21 protein-coding genes and 2 pseudogenes are annotated in these 18,727 nt (G+C 60.6%); 15 read left to right on the top strand and 8 right to left on the bottom strand.

The features are described 5' to 3' along the window. Nucleotides 1-145 precede the first annotated feature (145 nt). Both tig and ACS4RR_RS15785 read left to right on the top strand, forming a co-directional pair. Nucleotides 146-1,630, top strand: a complete 1,485-nt coding sequence (gene tig, locus ACS4RR_RS15790) for a trigger factor (protein ID WP_456189007.1) — start codon at nucleotides 146-148, stop codon at nucleotides 1,628-1,630. Nucleotides 1,631-1,908: 278 nt separating this feature from the next. Then, nucleotides 1,909-2,328 carry a nuclear transport factor 2 family protein gene (locus ACS4RR_RS15785; RefSeq protein WP_456189006.1) on the top strand — a complete coding sequence of 140 codons (420 nt, stop codon included), beginning with the start codon at nucleotides 1,909-1,911 and terminating at the stop codon, nucleotides 2,326-2,328. 115 nt (nucleotides 2,329-2,443) lie between these two features. On the opposite strand, the gene ACS4RR_RS15780 is transcribed toward ACS4RR_RS15785, so the two are convergent. From ACS4RR_RS15780 to map, 5 genes are all read right to left on the bottom strand, one after another. Then, the gene (locus tag ACS4RR_RS15780; RefSeq protein WP_456189005.1) at nucleotides 2,444-4,213 is read right to left on the bottom strand and encodes a B12-binding domain-containing radical SAM protein; all 1,770 of its coding nucleotides are present in this window, start codon (nucleotides 4,211-4,213) and stop codon (nucleotides 2,444-2,446) included. A 159-nt stretch (nucleotides 4,214-4,372) separates the two neighbouring features. Further along, complete coding sequence (locus ACS4RR_RS15775; protein WP_456189004.1) at nucleotides 4,373-5,182, bottom strand: endonuclease/exonuclease/phosphatase family protein; 810 nt, start codon at nucleotides 5,180-5,182, stop codon at nucleotides 4,373-4,375. A gap of 57 nt (nucleotides 5,183-5,239) precedes the next feature. Next, a complete protein-coding gene (gene sthA / locus ACS4RR_RS15770; RefSeq protein WP_024320668.1) occupies nucleotides 5,240-6,646 on the bottom strand; it encodes a Si-specific NAD(P)(+) transhydrogenase in 1,407 nt (468 codons plus the stop codon). Nucleotides 6,647-6,764: 118 nt separating this feature from the next. After that, nucleotides 6,765-7,592 carry a RadC family protein gene (gene radC, locus ACS4RR_RS15765; protein WP_456189003.1) on the bottom strand — a complete coding sequence of 276 codons (828 nt, stop codon included), beginning with the start codon at nucleotides 7,590-7,592 and terminating at the stop codon, nucleotides 6,765-6,767. A gap of 7 nt (nucleotides 7,593-7,599) precedes the next feature. Further along, the gene (gene map / locus ACS4RR_RS15760; RefSeq protein ID WP_012757260.1) at nucleotides 7,600-8,436 is read right to left on the bottom strand and encodes a type I methionyl aminopeptidase; all 837 of its coding nucleotides are present in this window, start codon (nucleotides 8,434-8,436) and stop codon (nucleotides 7,600-7,602) included. A gap of 248 nt (nucleotides 8,437-8,684) precedes the next feature. Between map and ACS4RR_RS15755 the strand changes: the two genes are divergently transcribed. The 3 genes from ACS4RR_RS15755 to ACS4RR_RS15745 all read left to right on the top strand — a co-directional run bounded on the left by ACS4RR_RS15755 (nucleotide 8,685) and on the right by ACS4RR_RS15745 (nucleotide 9,977). Further along, entirely contained in the window at nucleotides 8,685-9,344 is a 660-nt protein-coding gene (locus ACS4RR_RS15755) for a TetR/AcrR family transcriptional regulator (RefSeq protein WP_456189002.1), read from the top strand. A 130-nt stretch (nucleotides 9,345-9,474) separates the two neighbouring features. Next, on the top strand, nucleotides 9,475-9,648 hold the full coding sequence (locus ACS4RR_RS15750; RefSeq protein WP_170261388.1) for a hypothetical protein: 174 nt from the start codon (nucleotides 9,475-9,477) through the stop codon (nucleotides 9,646-9,648). Beyond that, nucleotides 9,645-9,977 carry a DUF6105 family protein gene (locus tag ACS4RR_RS15745; protein ID WP_170277951.1) on the top strand — a complete coding sequence of 111 codons (333 nt, stop codon included), beginning with the start codon at nucleotides 9,645-9,647 and terminating at the stop codon, nucleotides 9,975-9,977. Before ACS4RR_RS15750 ends, ACS4RR_RS15745 begins: the two co-directional genes overlap by 4 nt. Here the strand turns inward: ACS4RR_RS15745 and ruvX are convergent. Then, a complete protein-coding gene (gene ruvX, locus ACS4RR_RS15740; RefSeq protein ID WP_456189001.1) occupies nucleotides 9,914-10,408 on the bottom strand; it encodes a Holliday junction resolvase RuvX in 495 nt (164 codons plus the stop codon). The two genes, ACS4RR_RS15745 and ruvX, sit on opposite strands and share 64 nt — an antisense overlap. A gap of 116 nt (nucleotides 10,409-10,524) precedes the next feature. Here ruvX and ACS4RR_RS15735 point away from each other — a divergent pair, with 116 nt between their 5' ends. The 4 genes from ACS4RR_RS15735 to ACS4RR_RS15720 all read left to right on the top strand — a co-directional run bounded on the left by ACS4RR_RS15735 (nucleotide 10,525) and on the right by ACS4RR_RS15720 (nucleotide 13,508). Then, a complete protein-coding gene (locus ACS4RR_RS15735; RefSeq protein WP_456189000.1) occupies nucleotides 10,525-11,229 on the top strand; it encodes a metal-dependent hydrolase in 705 nt (234 codons plus the stop codon). A 69-nt stretch (nucleotides 11,230-11,298) separates the two neighbouring features. Then, nucleotides 11,299-11,586 (top strand): Asp-tRNA(Asn)/Glu-tRNA(Gln) amidotransferase subunit GatC, encoded by a 288-nt coding sequence (gene gatC / locus ACS4RR_RS15730; protein WP_170280575.1) that lies wholly within the window; start codon nucleotides 11,299-11,301, stop codon nucleotides 11,584-11,586. Nucleotides 11,587-11,643: 57 nt separating this feature from the next. Next, entirely contained in the window at nucleotides 11,644-13,125 is a 1,482-nt protein-coding gene (gene gatA, locus ACS4RR_RS15725) for an Asp-tRNA(Asn)/Glu-tRNA(Gln) amidotransferase subunit GatA (protein ID WP_170280576.1), read from the top strand. Nucleotides 13,126-13,232: 107 nt separating this feature from the next. Then, the gene (locus ACS4RR_RS15720; protein ID WP_260110747.1) at nucleotides 13,233-13,508 is read left to right on the top strand and encodes a hypothetical protein; all 276 of its coding nucleotides are present in this window, start codon (nucleotides 13,233-13,235) and stop codon (nucleotides 13,506-13,508) included. A 49-nt stretch (nucleotides 13,509-13,557) separates the two neighbouring features. Here ACS4RR_RS15720 and ACS4RR_RS15715 read toward each other — a convergent pair whose 3' ends face one another. After that, on the bottom strand, nucleotides 13,558-13,815 hold the full coding sequence (locus ACS4RR_RS15715; protein WP_017964084.1) for a YjhX family toxin: 258 nt from the start codon (nucleotides 13,813-13,815) through the stop codon (nucleotides 13,558-13,560). Between the two features lie 311 nt (nucleotides 13,816-14,126). Between ACS4RR_RS15715 and ACS4RR_RS15710 the strand changes: the two are divergent. Further along, nucleotides 14,127-14,634, top strand: a pseudogene (locus tag ACS4RR_RS15710) (GNAT family N-acetyltransferase). A 4-nt stretch (nucleotides 14,635-14,638) separates the two neighbouring features. Here ACS4RR_RS15710 and ACS4RR_RS15705 read toward each other — a convergent pair. Continuing rightward, nucleotides 14,639-14,950 (bottom strand): DUF1294 domain-containing protein, encoded by a 312-nt coding sequence (locus ACS4RR_RS15705; RefSeq protein WP_162118703.1) that lies wholly within the window; start codon nucleotides 14,948-14,950, stop codon nucleotides 14,639-14,641. 148 nt (nucleotides 14,951-15,098) lie between these two features. Here ACS4RR_RS15705 and gatB point away from each other — a divergent pair, with 148 nt between their 5' ends. The 5 genes and pseudogenes from gatB to ACS4RR_RS15680 all read left to right on the top strand — a co-directional run bounded on the left by gatB (nucleotide 15,099) and on the right by ACS4RR_RS15680 (nucleotide 18,637). Then, on the top strand, nucleotides 15,099-16,601 hold the full coding sequence (gatB, locus tag ACS4RR_RS15700) for an Asp-tRNA(Asn)/Glu-tRNA(Gln) amidotransferase subunit GatB (RefSeq protein ID WP_260110749.1): 1,503 nt from the start codon (nucleotides 15,099-15,101) through the stop codon (nucleotides 16,599-16,601). A 3-nt stretch (nucleotides 16,602-16,604) separates the two neighbouring features. After that, the gene (locus ACS4RR_RS15695; RefSeq protein WP_260110750.1) at nucleotides 16,605-17,108 is read left to right on the top strand and encodes a GNAT family N-acetyltransferase; all 504 of its coding nucleotides are present in this window, start codon (nucleotides 16,605-16,607) and stop codon (nucleotides 17,106-17,108) included. 4 nt (nucleotides 17,109-17,112) lie between these two features. Continuing rightward, nucleotides 17,113-17,585, top strand: a pseudogene (locus ACS4RR_RS15690) (GNAT family N-acetyltransferase). Nucleotides 17,586-17,688: 103 nt separating this feature from the next. Next, nucleotides 17,689-18,087: an NADH:ubiquinone oxidoreductase subunit NDUFA12 gene (locus tag ACS4RR_RS15685; RefSeq protein WP_222383852.1), complete on the top strand. Its 399-nt coding sequence runs from the start codon at nucleotides 17,689-17,691 to the stop codon at nucleotides 18,085-18,087. Nucleotides 18,088-18,202: 115 nt separating this feature from the next. Beyond that, nucleotides 18,203-18,637: a DUF2155 domain-containing protein gene (locus tag ACS4RR_RS15680; RefSeq protein ID WP_260110752.1), complete on the top strand. Its 435-nt coding sequence runs from the start codon at nucleotides 18,203-18,205 to the stop codon at nucleotides 18,635-18,637. Nucleotides 18,638-18,727: the final 90 nt, after the last annotated feature.

The following is an 18,727-nucleotide window of genomic DNA, read 5'->3' as shown; positions in this document are numbered from 1 at the left end:
CCCGAATAGCCCGCGAGTGCCGTTCCCCTTTGGGCGGAATGATACAGGAATTGGGAAAAGCCACGCGCGGCAGGATCGCCGGCGTCGTGCTCATCGAAACGAACGGCGTCTGGGCACGGCCGCCACGAAATGAAGGTAGGAAGACATGCAGGTTATCGAAACGCTCGCTGAAGGGCTGAAGCGCGAAATCAAGGTCGTTATCCCGGCCAAGGACATGCAAGACAAGATGAATGAGCGTCTTGCCGATGTGAAGGACAAGGTTCGCATCAACGGCTTCCGTCCGGGCAAGGTCCCCGCCGCTCACCTGAAGAAGGTCTACGGCAAGTCGATCATGGCCGACCTCGTCAACGAGATCGTCCGCGAGCAGCCGGCCGCCATCCTGTCCAGCCGCGGCGAGAAGTCGGCCACGCAGCCGGAAATCGCCATGACGGAAGACAAGGACGAAGCCGACAAGATCCTCGCTGCCGAGCAGGATTTCGAATTCACGCTTTCCTATGAAGTGCTGCCGCCGATCGAACTGAAGTCGGTCAAGGGCATCAAGGTCACGCGCGAAGTCATCGACATCTCGGACGACGAAGTCAACGAGCAGGTCCTGAAGGTCGCCGAAAGCGCTCGCGCCTACGAGACCAAGACCGGCAAGGCCGCGAACGGCGACCGCATCACCATGGATTATGTCGGCAAGGTCGACGGCGAAGCCTTCGAAGGCGGCACCGATCAGGGCGCTGAACTGGTGCTCGGCTCCGGCCGCTTCATCCCGGGCTTTGAAGACCAGCTCGTCGGCGTCAAGGCCGGCGATGAGAAGACCATCACCGTGACCTTCCCGGCCGACTATCCGGCCAAGAACCTCGCCGGCAAGGAAGCGACCTTCGACGTCACAGTCAAGGAAGTCGCCGCACCTGCCGATGTCGAGATCAACGACGAACTCGCTTCCAAGCTCGGCATCGAATCCGCCGATCGCCTGAAGGAAATCGTCCGTGGCCAGATCGAATCGCAGTACGGCTCGCTGACCCGCCAGAAGCTGAAGCGCCAGATCCTCGACCAGCTGGACGAGATGTACAAGTTCGACACCCCGAACTCGCTCGTCGACGCCGAATATAACGGCATCTGGAGCCAGGTGAACAACGACCTCGCCCAGTCCGGCAAGACCTTCGAGGACGAAGACACGACCGAGGAGAAGGCTCGCGAGGAATACAAGACGCTTGCCGAGCGCCGCGTTCGCCTCGGCCTCGTTCTCTCCGAAATCGGCGAAAAGGCCGGCGTCGAAGTCAGCGAAGACGAAATGCAGCGCGCCATCTACGATCAGCTGCGCCAGTATCCGGGCCAGGAAAAGCAGATCCTCGAATTCTTCCGCAGCCAGCCGGGTGCCGCCGCTTCGATCCGCGCACCGATCTTCGAAGAGAAGGTCATCGATCACCTGCTGACCGAAATCGATGTCACCGACAAGAAGGTGACCAAGGAAGAGCTGCTCGCCGAGGAAGAAGGCGAAGCGAAGGCCGAGACCAAGAAGGCCGCGCCAAAGAAGAAGGCTGCCGCCAAGGCCGAAGCAGCGGACGCCGGTGAAGGCGAAGAAGCCGCACCGAAGAAGAAGGCTGCTCCGAAGAAGAAGGCGGCTGACGAAAGCGCCGAATAGTCGCTTTTCAGTTCTACAGCGCCGCGCGTCTTTTCAGACGCGCAAAGGACGCTGTAACACTTTGAGTTGCTGCATGATTTTGTCCTTAAATCGGATTCCGATTTAAGGAATCATGCAGTAAAGTTTGAGAGGCCTCGCCGTCGTGCGGGGCCTTTTTTATTGTCCAGGGCAGTTCATTTCTCGCCGGCTACCCCATTGTGTTTATGCATTCGAAACAACAAAGAGTTGCGCGAAAGTACAATTCGATGCAGATTTCCTGATGGTGGAGGGACCTGAAAATGACTGCAAAGCATGACATGAAGAAGCTGGTGGAAGAAATCTATGCCGTGCGTGACCGTGGCGATGTCGAAGCTACGCTGGCGCTGATCGGCGAGGTTTGCACCTTTCGCATGGTCGGCAATACACGGCTGGCGCCTTTTTCGACTGAATCAAGCGGGCATGATTTTCGCCAAGCGATGACGCAGCTTATCACGGTATGGGATCTATCGAATATCAGGACAGCTATCTATGTGGACGAGGATGAGCATATGGTCTTTGCCCACCGTGAAGGCGAGGTTAGGCACATCCCATCGGGCGTGAGCTTCCATACGGAATTCATCGACAAGATCCATTTCCGGGATGGGAAACTGGTCAAGATCGTCGAATTCGTCGACACGCTGCAAGTGGCCGAGACGGCCAAGATGATCCAAGTCGCTTAAACGGCCACCAAGGTCGGAGCCTTCGAAGCGTTGTCAAACTTGATTCATGTGACGCGCTTTAGAGTTTGATGCCGCTCATGTTTTCGGGCGTCAGCCGCCGTTCAAGAATTGCCGCTCAATGCGCTGTCAGTTGCGCGACTTTCCTGACATGGCTCACGGCTGCGGCGCCGCCTGCGGTCTGTGTGAAGAGGTGGAGCGTTTCCTCTTCGTCGTCGGCGACTGGCGTCAAAGCCTGATCCACATAGGTCTTCGACTTCGCATCGCGTGAAATCAGGAACGCCGAAATCGTCAGGCCAATGATCGTGCCGGCGAGCGAAGCATGTTTGCGGAAGGTTTCCCAAGCAAAGCGCGGCCAGAAAACCAGCGGATTCTCGCGCGGCAGGTCCGGGCGCCGTTCCGACGGCGTCTTCAGGCGCAGCAGGCCGCTTTGCAGCGGATGCACGTTTTCCAGCGGCACGGTGGTGGCGAAGGAGACCAGAACCTTGACGAGCCTTGCCAGCGGTACCCCGGTCGCCACGGCGCGGCGCAGCAGCGTCTTCATGTGATCGGGCGAATAATAGAGCGACCAGGCCTCGTGGTAGATGTCTTCCCATTCCTGCTTGCTCATTTTGGGATGCGCGGTGCAGACGTGCTCGACGTCGTAGATGTTGAGATCGGCATCCATCTCGATGCCCTTCTTCCACAGGACCTGATGGTCCTCGGAGCCGGGCAGCGGCGTCAGGATGAAAAATTCGATGACGTCGAGCGGCAGCTCTTCCTGGATGATCGCGATGTCGCGGCGGATCGATTCCGGCGTATCGGCCGGGAAGCCCAGGATATAACCGGCGAGCGTCATGATGCCTTGCGCCTTCCAGGCGAGCAGCATCTTGCGGTATTCAGTGATCTTGTTCTGGTTCTTCTTGGCGGCCGTCAGATTGTCCGGATTGACGTTTTCGAGGCCGATGAAGACGCGGGTGACGCCGGCGCGTCTGGATTTCTCGATGAAGTTAGGGATCTTGTGGCAGAGCGTGTCGACCTGGATCATCAGGCCGAGTGGAATGCCGTCCCGTTCCTTAAGTTCGATCAACCGGTCGAAGATCGCTTCCCAATCCTTGTTACGGGCGAAATTGTCGTCGGTGATGAAGAATTTGTGGATGCCCTGTGCCCAGTTCATCCGCACGAGCTTTTCGACGTCGTCGGCCGAACGGAAGCGTGACTTGCGTCCCTGGACGTTGATGATGGTGCAGAACGAGCACTGATAGGGACAGCCACGTCCGGCATCGAAGCTGGTGCTGAGCCCGAGCGTGCGCTGGATATTGTCCTTCGGCAGGAAGGGAACCGGCGTGCCGCCGATGCCGGGAAGGTCGTTCATGAAATTGTAGAGCGGCTTCAGCTCGCCGGCGGCGGCGTCGCGCAGCACCATGTCGAGCCGGCCCTCGGCTTCGCCGGCAAACATCGAGATGCCCATGTCGCGGCAGGCGTCGAGCCCGACCGCCTTGCCATCCAGCATCGACAGGCAGCCGGAAACATGAAAGCCGCCGATCGAAACCGGCAGGCCGGCATCGCGGAAGGGACGGGCGATATCGAGGGCGCGCGGATACTGGTTAGTCTGGACGCCGACGAGCGCGATCATGCCGAAATTGTCGTGACGCTTGAACTGCGCCAGCAGTCCGGCGATATCGATCCGCGTATTGGTTTCGTCGATCACGGTGATGTCGATCGCCGTATCGTCGCCGAGCACCTTGCGCTCGGCACATTCGGCGGCGATGCCGTAAAGAGCCGCAAGCGAATTGGAGGGGATCATCGCCCGCCACCAGCGGATGACGTAGCCGTCATCGTCATAATGCGACGGCTTGATCAGGATCAGCTGAAAACGTCGGCGCGCAGCTTCCAAGACATGGGACAAGGGTATCTATCTTTCTTTAGAAGCTTTTGCCCGAAGGCAAAATGGCGTTGAAGGCATATATCAGGCACCGCGTATCAATGCCATTTGTGAGGTCAAACTAAGGCGTAAAAAACGGCACGGCGCGCGAACGCTTCGCGACGTGTATCATTCCTCAATATACTACCCGATATCGAGCAGCAATGCGCGATGGTCGGAGACTTCAGGCGCCTCGACCACCTCGAATTTGGCTACCTTGACCCCCGGCGTCACCAGCATGTAGTCGGCAAAGCGGCCCTGCTTCAGATAGTAGGAGGTTCGCGTGTCTACAAGGCCGTTTCCGGTGACGAGATCGGAAAGCCCGAGTGTGGCGAGAATCGCAAAGGTCGCGCTGTCAGGCAGCACGTTGAAATCGCCGCAGAGGACGAGCCCTTCGTCGCCGGGCCAGACGCGCTCGATGAGCCTGACCAGCGCCTCGGCCTGCTCCTCGCGCGCTGCGGTATCGCCCTTGCCCGCGGGATCGCGCAGGCCATGCATGTGGGCGACCGTCACGGTAGATGCGTGCTCAGGGCTGAAGAGACGGAAACAATGGGCGTTTCGCGGCCGCGGATGCTCGCCCCAGCCATTGGCGGAAAAACCGCCAAGCACGAAGTCCAGCCCTTGGGCGATGACGGAATGCGTTTTGCGCACGAAGGTCGCCAGCCCGAATTCGGCGACAATGGCGGTATCGCCGTCGAAGAGTTCGCCTCTCGAGGTCGGGCAGAAGAAGCCGTCGTGGCAGGGCAGGGCGGTGCTGATCTCAGTAAACAGATTGGCGCGCTGCGGCAGTTCCAGCCCTGCGTCCCGATAGATCGACCATCCGCCGCCAGTACCTGGCGCCCGCAGCACTTCCTGCAGGCACAGCACATCCGGATCGGCTTGCCTGATATAGCCGATCAAGGCCTCATGCAGCCTGCCGCCCCATGCATTCAGCGAAATGATGCGCAATGTCATTGGGCTCCGTTTGGCGGCCGGATTTAGACGACAGCTCCGCCGTCTACATGATGCGTTTTAAAGTTCTGACTTGATGTCGCCCATCCGGTTCCAGGCATCGAGCCCAGCGATCTTGTAGGCTTCGGCAAGCGTCGGGTAGTTGAAGGTGTTCTCGACGAAATATTCGACCGTGCCTTTGAGATTGAGCACCGCCTGGCCGATATGGACCAGCTCGGTGGCGCCTTCGCCGACGATATGCACGCCGAGCAGGCGGCGGGTCTTCAGCGAGAAGATCAGCTTCAAAAGCCCGGTGTCGAGGCCCATGATATGACCGCGCGACGTCTCGCGGAAGCGGGCGATGCCGCATTCATAGGGAATACCGCGCTCCTTCATCTCTTCTTCGGTCAGGCCGCAGGTCGAAATCTCCGGCACGGCATAGATGCCGTAGGGGAAATATTTCGGCGGCTCCTTGGCGACCGCGCCGACCGCGACGCGGGCAGCGATGCGGCCCTGTTCCATCGAGGTCGAGGCAAGGCTCGGAAAGCCGACGACGTCGCCGGCGGCATAGATGTTGGCAACCGATGTCTGGAAGGTTTCCGGATTGACCTTGAGACGGCCGCGGCTGTCGGCGTCGAGGCCGATGGCCTGAAGGTTCAGCGCATCGGTTGCCCCCATGCGGCCGGCGGCGAAAAGCACCATGTCGGTCGTAAGGCGTCGGCCGCTGTCGAGCGTCAGTTCGACCTTGCCGTTTTCGAGCCTCTCCACCTTGTCGGCCTTCTGGCCGAGCAGCAGCTTCATGTTGCGGTCACGCAGCTGGTAGGTAAAATCCTCGATGATTTCCTTGTCGATGAAGTCGAGCATCGTCGCCTTCGGATCGATGACGGTGACGGCGGTGTCGAGCGCGCTGAAGATCGTCGCATATTCGATTCCGATGACGCCGGCGCCGATGACGACCATTGATCGCGGCAGGTCCTGGATGTCGAGCAGTTCGTCGCTGTCGAGAACGGTCTTGCCGTCGAAGGGTATGTAATCTGGGCGGAAAGGCTTTGTGCCGACGGCAAGCAGCACGCTGGCGCCGGTGACCTGCGTGGTCTCGCCATCATCCTTGATCACCTGCAGCGTCGACGCATCGATGAAGCTCGCCTTGCCGCGAATATGCTGCACGCGGTTGCGGGCGAACTGGTGTTCCAGCACCTCGACCTCGTGGTTGAGCGTAATCAGCAGGCGGCGGCGCAGGTCATCTGCACTGATCTCTTCCTTGACGCGGTAAGACCGGCCGTAGAAGCCGCGTTCGCGCCAGCCGGAAAGATTAAGCGCCGTCTCGCGCAGCGTTTTGGAAGGGATGGTGCCGGTATGCACGGACACGCCGCCGACGCGTTTGCCCTGCTCGATGACAAGCACTTTCTTGCCGAGTTTTGCCGCCTGGATCGCGCCGCGGCGCCCTGCTGGACCGCTGCCCACCACAACGAGATCGTACTGAAGCATCATCAAGCCCCGGATTGGAAAGGAATCATATTGCGACGCAAAATGTCACCCGTCCATCGTTAGCCGGTCAATGTTACAGATTGTTTTACGACCGCCGGTTCCGCCGGGCCTGTGCCTTTCAGATCAACTTCAGCCCCTTCAGGCTGACATGGCCATCCTTGCCGATGATGACGTGGTCGTGGACAGTGATATCGAGCGCCTTGGCGGCATCGATGATCACCTTCGTCATGTCGATGTCGGCGCGCGATGGCGTAGGATCGCCGGAGGGATGGTTGTGGACTAGAATCATCGCCGTTGCCGAAAGCTCGAGCGCGCGTTTGACCACCTCGCGCGGATAGACCGGCGTATGGTCGACCGTGCCGCGGCCCTGCACCTCATCGGCGATCAGCACATTGCGCTTGTCGAGGAAGAGGATGCGGAACTGTTCGCGGGTCTCGTGCGCCATGGCGGCATGGCAATACTGGATGACCGAAGACCACGAAGACAGAACCTGTTTGCTCCTGAGCTCGCTCTTCAGCGTCCGGTGGGCGACAGTCGAGATCAGCTTCAGGTCGAGCGCCACGGCCTCGCCGACGCCCTTGACTTCCATCAGCAGCGCCTGGGGCGCACCGAAGACGCCGGAGAGCGAGCCGAACCGTTCGATCAGCGCCTTGGCGATCGGTTTGGTGTCACGCCGCGGGATCAGCCGGAAAAGCAGCAGTTCGAGGATTTCATAGTCGGCAAGGGCGATGTCGCCCTGTTCGCGGAAGCGGTCACGCAGCCGCTCGCGATGGCCATGATAATGCTCCTGAGCGGCGAGCGAGGCGGGCAGGGCGGCCTTGGCATTCGGCCCGGCCGGTTTTTGCGGGTGTCCGCCGAAAAACGAGCGTTCGTCGGCGGCAAGGGACTCTTGCGTTGGGAAAGGCAGCTCGTCGTCGGAAGATGTCGAAACGGGGCCCTTCGCCATCGAAGCGTCACCCGTTGTGTGACGGCAGGCCGGGGCGGTCGAGCCCGCCAGGCGACAGCGTGAAGATCTCGCAGCCGTCGGAGGTGACGCCGACGGTGTGTTCGTACTGCGCCGAGAGCGAGCGGTCGCGGGTGACCGCCGTCCAGCCGTCGGCCAGCACCTTCACATGCGGCCGACCGAGGTTGATCATCGGCTCGATGGTGAAGATCATGCCTTCGCGCAGCTCCGGCCCCTCGTTGGCACGGCCGTAATGCAGGATATTCGGCGAATCGTGGAACAGCCGGCCAACGCCATGGCCGCAGAAATCGCGCACCACCGAACAGCGTTCGGCCTCCGCATAGGTCTGGATCGCCTCGCCGATCGCGCCGGTGCGGGCGCCGGGCCTGACGGCGGCAATGCCGCGCATCAGCGATTCATAGGTGACTTCGAGCAGCCGCTCGGCAGCACGCTTGACGACGCCGACGGGGTACATCCGGCTGGAATCGCCGTGCCAGCCGTCGAGCACGAAGGTGACGTCGATATTCACGATGTCGCCGTCACGCAGCGGCTTGTCGTTGGGAATGCCGTGGCAGACGACGTGGTTGATCGAGGTGCAGGTCGATTTGGTGTAGCCGCGATAGTTCAGCGTCGCCGGATAGGCGCCGTGATCCATGCCGAAATCGAAGACGAACCTGTCGATCTCATCGGTCAGCAGGCCGGGTTTGACGATGTCGGCAAGCGCATCGAGGCAGCGCGCGGTCAGCTGACACGCCCTGCGCATACCCTCGAATGCTTCAGCATCATAAAGCCGGATGGCGCCCGTATTCTTCGGGGGCGCGGTAGAGGCTTCGATATAGTTCACCATTGCAGGGCCTTAGCAGAGATTGTTAGATTTGTTCATAATGCAGCTATGCCGGGTTCGTCCATCACGATCAACCGCCAGGACGAGATTTCTGGACGGATCCGATCAGTCCAGCGTGTCGCTTTCCACCTCCGTTCGACCGACAATCAACGATCCGGCTGGAATATCCACAATCTTCCCAAGGGGATAGGATTGATTGCATGAAGCCTCCCCGCTACTCACCGATTGGTGACAGCGGGGAAGGGTCGATCATGCTGAACGAAGCCGTAAATCTTGAAAATTCACCCGGGGCCGGCGGCGAGCCCGAACGGCGGGTGCGTGATCGCGGCGCCACCGAGCGCGCAATCCTTGCAGCCGCCAAGGGGCTGCTCGCCGAGGAAGGCTTCCAGAATTTCGGCATCAATGCGGTTGCCCGCCGCGCCGGTTGCGACAAGCAGTTGATCTATCGCTACTATGGCGGCCTCGACGGCTTGGTCGAGGCGATCGGCACCGATCTCGGCACATGGGTAAAGGATCGCATCCCGGAAGACGCCGGCGGCATGTTCCTGCTCACCTATGGCGACCTGATGGAGCGGCTGTCGCTTCTCCTCCTCGACGCCTTGAGGGCCGATCCGCTGATGCGCCGCATCCTCGCCTGGGAGATTTCTGAAAACACCGAACAGGTGAGGCGGTTGTCCGAAGCGCGTTCGAAGGCGCTCGCTCTCTGGCTGGAGCGCATGCGCGGCTCGCTGGCGCCGCCGAAGGGCGTGGATGCGGCTGCCGTCAACGCCGTCGTCATCGCCGCGATCCAGCACCTCGTGCTGGCCGCCGCAGCCGGCGGGCAGTGCGCCGGCCTGTCGCTGAAGACATCCAAGGATTGGGAGAAGGCGGCACTAGCGCTGAAGCGCATCGTGCGCGGCGTCTACGGCTGATGCCTGCCTCATCCACAGGGGGCGGGGCCACGTTAACCTTAACGAATGGTTTACGTTGCGGGGGCCCTGGTTAACCCGACAGTGTGGCGGTGAGCAGAGATGTACGAGTAGAAGCCCCGAGTTGACGCCCATGAGAATCAAGATCGCTAAAGCCGCGTTCCTGGTGACGGCGATGATGTTTTTCGCAGTCCTGGCGCTGGATATCGCAATTCCGGCGCTGGTGCTTTGTATCATGGCATCGTCGACTTGGTTGGTCACCCTCGATCTGCCCGTGACGCGCAAGCATGGAGGAGAGGCCGCATGAAGTGGTTTCTGGTCTTCTGGGCCGGCCCCATCGTCTTTCTGGGCGGATGGTACTGGCTCTCCTATTACGATATGAGTTTCGGCATCTTCATGTTCACGCGGCAGGTCCATGACCTGACATTCCAGCTTTACGGCAAGGCGCTCGGCATTCCGCCGGAGTCTATCCCGCCGCTCGTTGCCCGCGCGATCGCGGTCGACAGCCTCGTCGTCTTCACCATCCTGGCCTTCCGCAAGCGCAAGTCGATCATCGCCTGGTGGAAGGCGCGTCAGGCGCTGAATTCGTCTCCGTCAGACCTTGCCAGCAAGGAAAGCCTGTCGAGCGCGCCCTGAAGAATGAAGCTTGCCGCGGCCGAATCGATCCGTTCGGCCCGCTTGGCGCGCGAAACGTCCATTTCGAGCAGCGTCCGTTCGGCGGCAACCGTCGAAAGCCGCTCATCCCAATAGACGAAGGGCAGCGCCGTCTTCTGCTCCATATTACGCACGAAGGCGCGCGTCGCCTGTACGCGCGGACCCACCGATCCGTCCATATTCATCGGCAGGCCGATGACGAAGCCTGCGACCTTTTCCGCTACTGCGAAGTCGAGCAGCGCCTGCGCATCGATGGTGAACTTGACGCGGCGGATCACCGTGCGCGGCGTGGCGAAACGCCGCCCGAGATCGGACATCGAAAGCCCGATCGTCTTGGTGCCGAGATCGAGGCCGGCAATTGCCTGTCGCGGGGCAAGCGTCTCGGCCATTTCCTCGATCGTCAGCACCGTCATCGCCGTCTCATCCCGTCAAAACAAATTGAAGTCGCCGCCGCTTTTCTTTGCGGCCGCATAAGATATGTCCTTAGCATCTAAACTAGCTTTGCATCACGTAATAAAGGAGACATTTCATGAAGATCACCTGGCTCGGCCATTCCGCCTTCCGCATCGAGACATCAAAGGCGAAGATCCTGCTCGACCCATTCCTCAGCTATAACGCCTCCTTTTCCGGCCAGGATATCAAGGATGTTTCCGCCGGCATCACCCACATCCTGCTGACGCATGGCCATGGCGATCATGTCGGCGATACCGTGGCACTCGCCAAGGAAACCGGCGCCGTCGTTCTCGCCAATGCCGATCTCGCCGCCTGGCTCGGCTCCAAGGGCGTCGACAAGATCGAGATGGGCAATACCGGCGGCACGATCGCGCTCGGCAGTTTCTCGGCAACCTTCACCAACGCGCTGCACTCTTCCGCCCAGATCACCGAGGACGGTGTCTCGCACGCGCTCGGCAACGCCAACGGCCTGATGCTGCATTTCGACGACGAAGCCTCGATCCTTGCCATGGGCGATACCGACATCTTCTCCGACATGGCGCTGATCAATGAATTGCACCAGCCCGATATCGGCTTCGTGCCGGTCGGCGACCGCTTTACCATGGGCGGCGCTGTGGCAGCCCTTGCCTGCCGGCGCTATTTCAACTTCAAGACCGCGATCCCCTGCCACTACGGCACCTTCCCGATCATCGACCAGACGGCGGAAAAATTCGCTGCCGGCATGGAAGGATCGAAGACCGAAGTGAAGGCGATCAGGCCTTCCGAGAGCCTGTCGATCTGACGAAACCCCGTTGCGTCAGGCGGACAGGGCCTTTATAGCGGGTAGGAAAAATCCTACCCGGAGAATGCCATGTCCGTCGATCTTGCCACCGTGAAGCGCGTCGCCCGCCTTGCCCGTATTGCCGTCTCCGAGGACGAAGCAAATCGCATGGTCGGCGAGCTGAACGGCATCCTCGGCTTCGTCGAGCAACTCTCCGAAGTGAATGTCGACGGCGTCGAGGCGATGACCTCGGTGACCCCAATGGCGATGAAGAAGCGGACTGACGTGGTGACCGACGGCAGCAAGGCAGCCGATATCGTCGCCAATGCGCCCGTCACCGACCACAATTTTTTCCTGGTGCCGAAAGTCGTCGAATAAGGCTTCGAAGCCTCTTTCCGACCCTGTTGCCATTTCCAGATCTGAAGCGAAAACACGATGAGCGAACTCACCAGCCTGACCATTGCCGAAGCCCGCCAGAAGCTGCGCGGCAAGGAAATCACCGCGATCGAACTGACTGATTCCTATATCTCGGCGATCGATGCGGCCAATGATCGGTTGAATGCCTATATCAAGGTCACGCCGGATCTCGCCCGCGTCATGGCGAAGAACTCCGACGAGCGCATCGCCGCCGGCAAGGCCGGTGACCTCGAAGGCATTCCGCTCGGCATCAAGGATCTCTTCGCCACCGTCGGTGTCCACACCCAGGCCTGCAGCCATATACTCGACGGTTTCGAGCCGCGTTATGAATCGACGGTCACGCAGAACCTCTGGGATGACGGCGCCGTCATGCTCGGCAAGCTCAACATGGACGAATTCGCCATGGGCTCGTCGAATGAAACATCCTATTACGGCCCAGTGATCAATCCCTGGCGCGCCGCAGGCTCCAATCAGCAGCTCGTGCCCGGCGGCTCCTCCGGCGGCTCGGCCGCCGCTGTCGCCGCGCATCTTTGCGCCGGCGCGACCGCAACCGATACCGGCGGCTCGATCCGCCAGCCGGCCGCTTTCACCGGCACCGTCGGCATCAAGCCGACCTATGGCCGCTGCTCGCGCTGGGGCACCGTCGCCTTTGCCTCCTCGCTCGACCAGGCAGGCCCGATCGCCCGCGACGTCCGCGATGCCGCCATCCTTTTGAAGTCGATGGCAAGCGTCGACGCCAAGGACACGACATCGGTCGATTTGCCGGTGCCGGATTACGAAGCGGCCCTCGGCCAGTCGCTGAAGGGCATGAAGATCGGTATTCCGAACGAATATCGTGTCGACGGCATGCCGGATGAGATCGAAACCCTCTGGCGCCAAGGCATCGCCTGGCTGAAGGATGCCGGCGCCGAAATCCTCGACATCTCGCTGCCGCACACCAAATACGCCCTTCCGGCCTATTACATCGTCGCTCCCGCCGAAGCATCCTCGAACCTCGCGCGTTACGACGGCGTGCGCTACGGCCTGCGCGTCGACGGCAAGGATATCGTCGACATGTATGAGAAGACGCGCGCCGCGGGCTTCGGCAAGGAAGTCAAGCGCCGCATCATGATCGGCACCTATGTGCTGTCGGCCGGTTATTACGATGCCTATTACATCCGCGCCCAGAAGGTGCGTACGCTGATCAAGCGCGATTTCGAACTCGCCTTCGACGCCGGTGTCGATGCTATCCTGACGCCGGCGACACCGTCGTCTGCCTTTGGCGTCGCCGATGAGAACCTCGCCGCCGATCCGGTGAAGATGTATCTGAACGACATCTTCACGGTGACCGTCAACATGGCGGGCCTGCCCGGCATCGCCGTGCCGGCCGGCCTCGACCACAAGGGCCTGCCGCTCGGCCTGCAGTTGATCGGCAAACCCTTCGATGAGGAAACCCTCTTCAAGACCGCCCACGTCATCGAACAGGCAGCCGGCCGGTTTACGCCGGCCAAGTGGTGGTAACGGATCTAACGATCCGAATGATAGCGGCTGCCGACCACGAAGCGGTCGGCGCCGTCGGCTTTGCCGCATGGTTGACTGATTGATAGCCGGAACCAGGAGAAGGTTTTATGGCCAGCAATGATATTGCGCAATTGATCGAGGCATTCGATCGCCTCTCTGCCGGTGGTTTCACCAAGGGCGCGGATTGGCAGGCCGTCCACGACATCTGCCAGCGCCACGAAGGCGAACAGCCGTTCGACTGGGGGCACGCCCTTTGCCATCGCATCGAGGGCGATGCCTGGAACGCCGATTACTGGTATCGCCGCGCCGGTAAGGCGCGGGGCACGGGCACGATGGCCGACGAGTGGTCGGCGATGCGGACGGAACTTTCTGCAAAGGCCTGAGACGATCTCCCGAGCGCGCCCCTTCGAGACGCGATCAGGGGTGCCACGATTACCTGTTGTTCAGCTGCGACCTGACCAACCTCAGCCCTCTTTCGGTGATCCGGTAGGGCTGGCCACCTGAGGACTTGATTGCCCTCAGCCGCTTCAGCCGGCGGAAGAGATCGAGGTCGACGCCGGGATAGAGCCAGCCGTCGCGGGTGAAGCAACTGACCGTCCCGATTTTCCTGTCGTCGTCGCGGGTAATTTCAATGCGGCCGCCTTGGGCCATGAGATGCAGGATGCGCTGCTCCGTGCGAGAAATATCCATGTGTTGAGATCCGGTATCGCGCCCCGCAGGGCGCACAAAAACGATCTGGCGCTCATTCGAACGTCAGGGCTTCGTTTTTTTCGGGCCCATGCGCGCAAGCAAACTTGCGGGCAGGGCCTTTACCGGGTCTCAGGAAGGCTCAACATAAAACACCTCGATAAGACCTATTATTCAGCCCGGAAAATTCGGTCAAGGGCGTGTTCTCAGGTCAAAACCAGTCGAAAACCGCGGTTTCGGTGGATCATCCCGTTGGAGCTACTGGTAAAATCCGCGACTCAATGGTCTAGTTCACGGGTAACGCGGAGGTGTCGTTGATCCACATTCGCAATGCCCGCGACGGTGAAGCGGAGTTATTGAGCGAGATCGGGCTGAGGGCCTGGCAAAAGGCGATGGCGTCGATCGGCGAATCGGACGCGATGATCGACGCAGCGCGCAACGCCTTTCGGAACTTCGTGGAAAACGACTGGCTGACCATCACCGTCGTCGAGCAGAACGGCCAGGTCGCAGGCTGGGCGGCGCGCGAGGGATTAGACGAAACCATCTCGGATTTCTGGATCGATCCCGTCTTCACCCGCCAGGGCCTTGGTTCGGCCCTTCTCGTCCGCATCGAAAAGGAGATCGCCGATCAGGGCCTCGAAAAGGCGGCGATGCAGACCCACTCCGGCAATAGCGAGGCGATCGGCTTCTTCCGGAAGCACGGCTACAGCATCCATTGGCTCTCGGTCGCCTACAATCCGAAGCTTGATCGCGACGTGCCCTCCGTTGGGCTGACGAAACAGCTCGTTTCGGATGGCCAAGGCGTATGGGCAGGAATTCTGATGCTTCAAAAATCCTGAAGAAGGAAAACGCGCCATTTTGGCGCAAAGATCAGCACCGCGGCCAATGCGCTGTGCAACATCAGGATCGCCGCCAGGATCGACCGGAACGGCTCCTTTCTCGTTTTGTGCCGCAGGAATTGCTGTGCAGCCACCGCGCCGAGGCTGCCGCCAATCAGCGCAAGCGTCAGAAGCGTACGCTCGCTGATCCGCCACCTGCCATCGCGCGCCGCCTGCTTGTCGAGGAAATAGATCGAGAAGACGAGGAGGTTCAGCGCCAGAAACGGTGCGGCCCACTTGGTGATATCGATTATCGTCATGCGACAACTCTACCGTGCCTTGGTTAACACACGACAAATGTCGCCGCCCGCCGTCAAACCGTGATGCGCGCCATGGCGAAAGCCTTGCACCGGTACGCCATTTCCTTTACCTCACCAGTGGAAAAGAACAGCCTGCAAAGAGCATCAGATGACCCTTGTCGACGTCCGCACGCCTGATCCGAAACGCTTCATCCCCGGCGCCACCGGCGACTGGGAAGTCATCGTCGGTATGGAAGTCCATGCCCAGGTGCTGTCCAATTCGAAGCTCTTCTCCGGCGCCTCGACGGAATTCGGCAAGCCGCAGAATTCGAACGTCTCGATGGTCGACGCCGCCATGCCCGGCATGCTGCCCGTGATCAACGAAGAATGCGTCAAGCAGGCGGTTCGCACCGGCCTCGGCCTGAAAGCGCAGATCAACAAGCGCTCCCTCTTTGATCGCAAGAACTATTTTTATCCCGACCTGCCGCAGGGCTATCAGATCTCGCAGTTCAAGGATCCGATCGTCGGCGAAGGCAAGATCGTCATTTCGCTCGGGCCGGACCGCCAGGGTCAGTTCGAGGACATCGAGATCGGCATCGAGCGCCTGCATCTGGAACAGGATGCCGGCAAGTCGATGCATGACCAGCACGCGACCATGTCCTATGTCGATCTCAACCGTTCCGGCGTTGCCCTGATGGAGATCGTCTCCAAGCCCGACATGCGCTCGTCCGACGAGGCCAAGGCCTATATGACCAAGCTGCGCTCGATCGTGCGCTATCTCGGCACCTGCGACGGCAACATGGACGAGGGCTCCATGCGCGCCGACGTCAACGTCTCCGTCCGCCGGCCGGGCGAAGATTTTGGCACGCGCTGCGAGATCAAGAACGTCAACTCCATCCGCTTCATCGGCCAGGCGATCGAATATGAAGCCCGCCGCCAGATCGGAATTCTGGAGGAGGGCGGCAAGATCGATCAGGAGACCCGCCTTTTCGATCCGAACAAGGGCGAGACGCGCTCGATGCGCTCCAAGGAGGATGCGCACGACTATCGTTATTTCCCCGATCCGGATCTGCTGCCGCTCGAATTCGACGACGCCTTCATCAAGGCGCTCGAAGCCGATCTGCCGGAACTGCCTGACGACAAGAAGGAGCGCTTCGTGCGCGAGCTCGGCCTGTCGATCTACGACGCCTCGGTGCTCGTTTCCGAAAAGGCGATCGCCGATTATTACGAAGCAGTCGCCGCCGGCCGTGACGGCAAGATGGCCGCCAATTGGGTGATCAACGATCTGCTCGGCGCGCTGAACCGCACCGGCAAGGACATCGAGCAGACGCCGGTTTCGCCGGCCCAGCTCGGCGCCATCATCGACCTCATCAAGGCCGAAACCATCTCCGGCAAGATCGCCAAGGATCTGTTCGAGATCGTTCTGACCGAAGGCGGCGATCCCGCCGAGATCGTCGAAGTGCGCGGCATGAAGCAGGTGACGGATACCGGCGCCATCGAAAAGGCCGTGGACGAGATCATCGCCGCCAATCCCGATCAGGTCGAAAAGGTCAAGGCGAAGCCGACCATGGCGGCATGGTTCGTCGGTCAGGTGATGAAGGCGACCGGCGGCAAGGCCAATCCGCAGGCTGTCCAGGCCCTCGTCAAGGCGAAGCTCGGCATCGAGGAATAAGCGGTGTATTTCGTCCGCACGGCCGGCGAGCGCGACCTGGAGAAGGTGCACGCCCTGCTCGTGGAGAGCTTTCATGCCAGCTATGACGGCCTGTATGGCCGAGCCAGGGTAGATGAACTGGTCGCCCATCTCTTTTCGCCGGCGGCGCTGAAGGCGCGCCTGGTGCGAAAGGATGCCGAATTCCTCGTTGCCGATGACGGCCGCAATATCGGCGGCATGGGGTATGCGGCAATGTCGCAGCAATTGACGAAAACGGTCATGCTGCATCTCCTCTATGTCAGGCCGGCGCTACAGCGCCAGGGTATCGGCCGCGATATCTTCGCCGAACTCGAAACCTGCTTTCCGGATGCCGAGATCATACGTCTCGAAGTTGAACCGCAAAACGCTGCGGCGATCGCCTTCTATCTCTCGCACGGCTTCATCGAGGTCGGACGCAACGAAAATAGCGGGGCCGGGCAATCCGGCATTCCGGCATTGATCCTCGAAAAACCGCTCGAAGGACATTGAAGCCGTGGCCGTTGAGTTATCCGACATTCTCATTCGTCAGGCGCGCAAGGACGACCTGTCGGCGCTGGTGGCTATGTTTGCCGCCGATGCGCTCGGCGGTCACGGCGATACGACCGATCCCGAAGCCTTTCCCGATTATATCAGGGCCTTCGCCGCCATTGAGGCTTCGCCCGACCAGACGCTTTACGTCGCAGAGCGCGGCGGCGAGGTCGTCGGCACGTTCCAGACGATGGTGACGACGTCGCTCACCAGCCGCGGCTCCCCGGCGATGATTATCGAGGCGGTGCAGACGCGCGCCGATATGCGCGGGCAGGGGGTCGGGGACTGATGATCGAATTCGCCATTGCAGAGGCAAAAGGCCGCGGTATCGGGCGGGTAGCGTTGACCTCGAATGCAGTACGCAAGGATGCCCATCGTTTCTATGAAAGGCTGGGCTTCAAGCCCTCGCATCTGGGCTTCAAGATGGCTTTGAAATGACCCGTGTCCGTCGTGGAATCGCTGGACAATTCGGCTTGGCGACGGCATAAGCGAGGAAACGAATTCTGGTTTGGCTCGCATCTGGCGGGCACAAGGAAAAGACATGTGGAATCTTCTGGTTCAGACCTTTACCTGGTGGAACAGTCAGACGATGGGCACGCGTTTTGCGACCTGGCGTTTTGGCAAGCGCGTCGGCGAGGATGAATTCGGCAACGTCTACTACGAAGGCGGCATGTCTTCCTACGGTCTGCCGAAGCGTTGGGTGATCTACAAGGGTTATGCCGAAGCCTCCGCCATTCCGCCGGGTTGGCATGGCTGGATGCATCATCGCACCGATGTTCCTCCGTCCAAGGAGAGCTACGTCGCCAAGGAATGGCAGAAGCCGCACCGTCCCAACCATACCGGTTCGTCGCAGGCCTATCGTCCGCCGGGTTCCATCGCCGTTCCGGGCGAGCGTCCACGCGTCACCGGCGATTACGACGCCTGGACGCCAGGCAACTGAGACGGCCCGACCGGGCGATCCCAAGACCCGGCTTTTGGCCACAATTGACCTTTACCCGCAGGTTGGCAGCGCTTGACCGCGGCCGTGAACTGAAAATGTCTGGAGACGGGTACACATGAAGCTCTTCACGCGGAACATGGTGCTGCGTGCCGCCGGATCGCTGCTGGCGCTTTCGGCCCTGCTTCCGCCAGTTGCGGCAAATGCCGCACGCATCGAAAATCCGGTTGCCGTCTTCTCCGGCCTCGACAAGATCACCGGCCGCATCACGACCTTCGACGTCTATGTCAATGAGACGGTACAGTTCGGCGCGCTGCAAGTGACACCGAAGGCCTGTTATTCGCGCGACCAGGCAGAAGCCCAGAAGATCGACGGTTTCGTCGAGGTCGACGAGATCACCCTCGACCGCAAGATCCGCCGGATTTTCACCGGCTGGATGTTCGCCGCCAGCCCCGGCCTCAATGCCGTCGAGCACCCGATCTACGACGTCTGGCTGAAAGACTGCAAGGCAAACTCGGATGTCCCGGCGCCTGACGGCGCCAAGGCGAAGTAACTGCGTCTTCGCTGGTCTTCCGCACCCTCCACAACCCGACGCGTGGAACGAGGTGATCCACGACGGGCAAGGACGATATTGTCTGCCGAA

Origin of the sequence: Rhizobium zaerense, from assembly GCF_051810725.1 — a bacterium.
GTDB lineage: Bacteria > Pseudomonadota > Alphaproteobacteria > Rhizobiales > Rhizobiaceae > Rhizobium > Rhizobium leguminosarum_I.
Note: the sequence above shows the minus strand (reverse complement) of the source record. Positions and strands in the feature narration are given on the sequence as shown.

Bases quoted from the DNA above. Each gene is read 5' to 3' on its own strand.
- tig (WP_456189007.1), top strand. From the start codon at position 146: ATGCAGGTTATCGAAACGCTCGCTGAAGGGCTGAAGCGCGAAATCAAG.
- ACS4RR_RS15785 (WP_456189006.1), top strand. From the start codon at position 1,909: ATGACTGCAAAGCATGACATGAAGAAGCTGGTGGAAGAAATCTATGCC.
- ACS4RR_RS15775 (WP_456189004.1), bottom strand. From the start codon at position 5,182: ATGACATTGCGCATCATTTCGCTGAATGCATGGGGCGGCAGGCTGCAT.
- sthA (WP_024320668.1), bottom strand. From the start codon at position 6,646: ATGCTTCAGTACGATCTCGTTGTGGTGGGCAGCGGTCCAGCAGGGCGC.
- radC (WP_456189003.1), bottom strand. From the start codon at position 7,592: ATGGCGAAGGGCCCCGTTTCGACATCTTCCGACGACGAGCTGCCTTTC.
- map (WP_012757260.1), bottom strand. From the start codon at position 8,436: ATGGTGAACTATATCGAAGCCTCTACCGCGCCCCCGAAGAATACGGGC.
- ACS4RR_RS15755 (WP_456189002.1), top strand. From the start codon at position 8,685: ATGCTGAACGAAGCCGTAAATCTTGAAAATTCACCCGGGGCCGGCGGC.
- ACS4RR_RS15750 (WP_170261388.1), top strand. From the start codon at position 9,475: ATGAGAATCAAGATCGCTAAAGCCGCGTTCCTGGTGACGGCGATGATG.
- ACS4RR_RS15745 (WP_170277951.1), top strand. From the start codon at position 9,645: ATGAAGTGGTTTCTGGTCTTCTGGGCCGGCCCCATCGTCTTTCTGGGC.
- ruvX (WP_456189001.1), bottom strand. From the start codon at position 10,408: ATGACGGTGCTGACGATCGAGGAAATGGCCGAGACGCTTGCCCCGCGA.
- ACS4RR_RS15735 (WP_456189000.1), top strand. From the start codon at position 10,525: ATGAAGATCACCTGGCTCGGCCATTCCGCCTTCCGCATCGAGACATCA.
- gatC (WP_170280575.1), top strand. From the start codon at position 11,299: ATGTCCGTCGATCTTGCCACCGTGAAGCGCGTCGCCCGCCTTGCCCGT.
- gatA (WP_170280576.1), top strand. From the start codon at position 11,644: ATGAGCGAACTCACCAGCCTGACCATTGCCGAAGCCCGCCAGAAGCTG.
- ACS4RR_RS15720 (WP_260110747.1), top strand. From the start codon at position 13,233: ATGGCCAGCAATGATATTGCGCAATTGATCGAGGCATTCGATCGCCTC.
- ACS4RR_RS15715 (WP_017964084.1), bottom strand. From the start codon at position 13,815: ATGGATATTTCTCGCACGGAGCAGCGCATCCTGCATCTCATGGCCCAA.
- ACS4RR_RS15705 (WP_162118703.1), bottom strand. From the start codon at position 14,950: ATGACGATAATCGATATCACCAAGTGGGCCGCACCGTTTCTGGCGCTG.
- gatB (WP_260110749.1), top strand. From the start codon at position 15,099: ATGACCCTTGTCGACGTCCGCACGCCTGATCCGAAACGCTTCATCCCC.
- ACS4RR_RS15685 (WP_222383852.1), top strand. From the start codon at position 17,689: ATGTGGAATCTTCTGGTTCAGACCTTTACCTGGTGGAACAGTCAGACG.
- ACS4RR_RS15680 (WP_260110752.1), top strand. From the start codon at position 18,203: ATGAAGCTCTTCACGCGGAACATGGTGCTGCGTGCCGCCGGATCGCTG.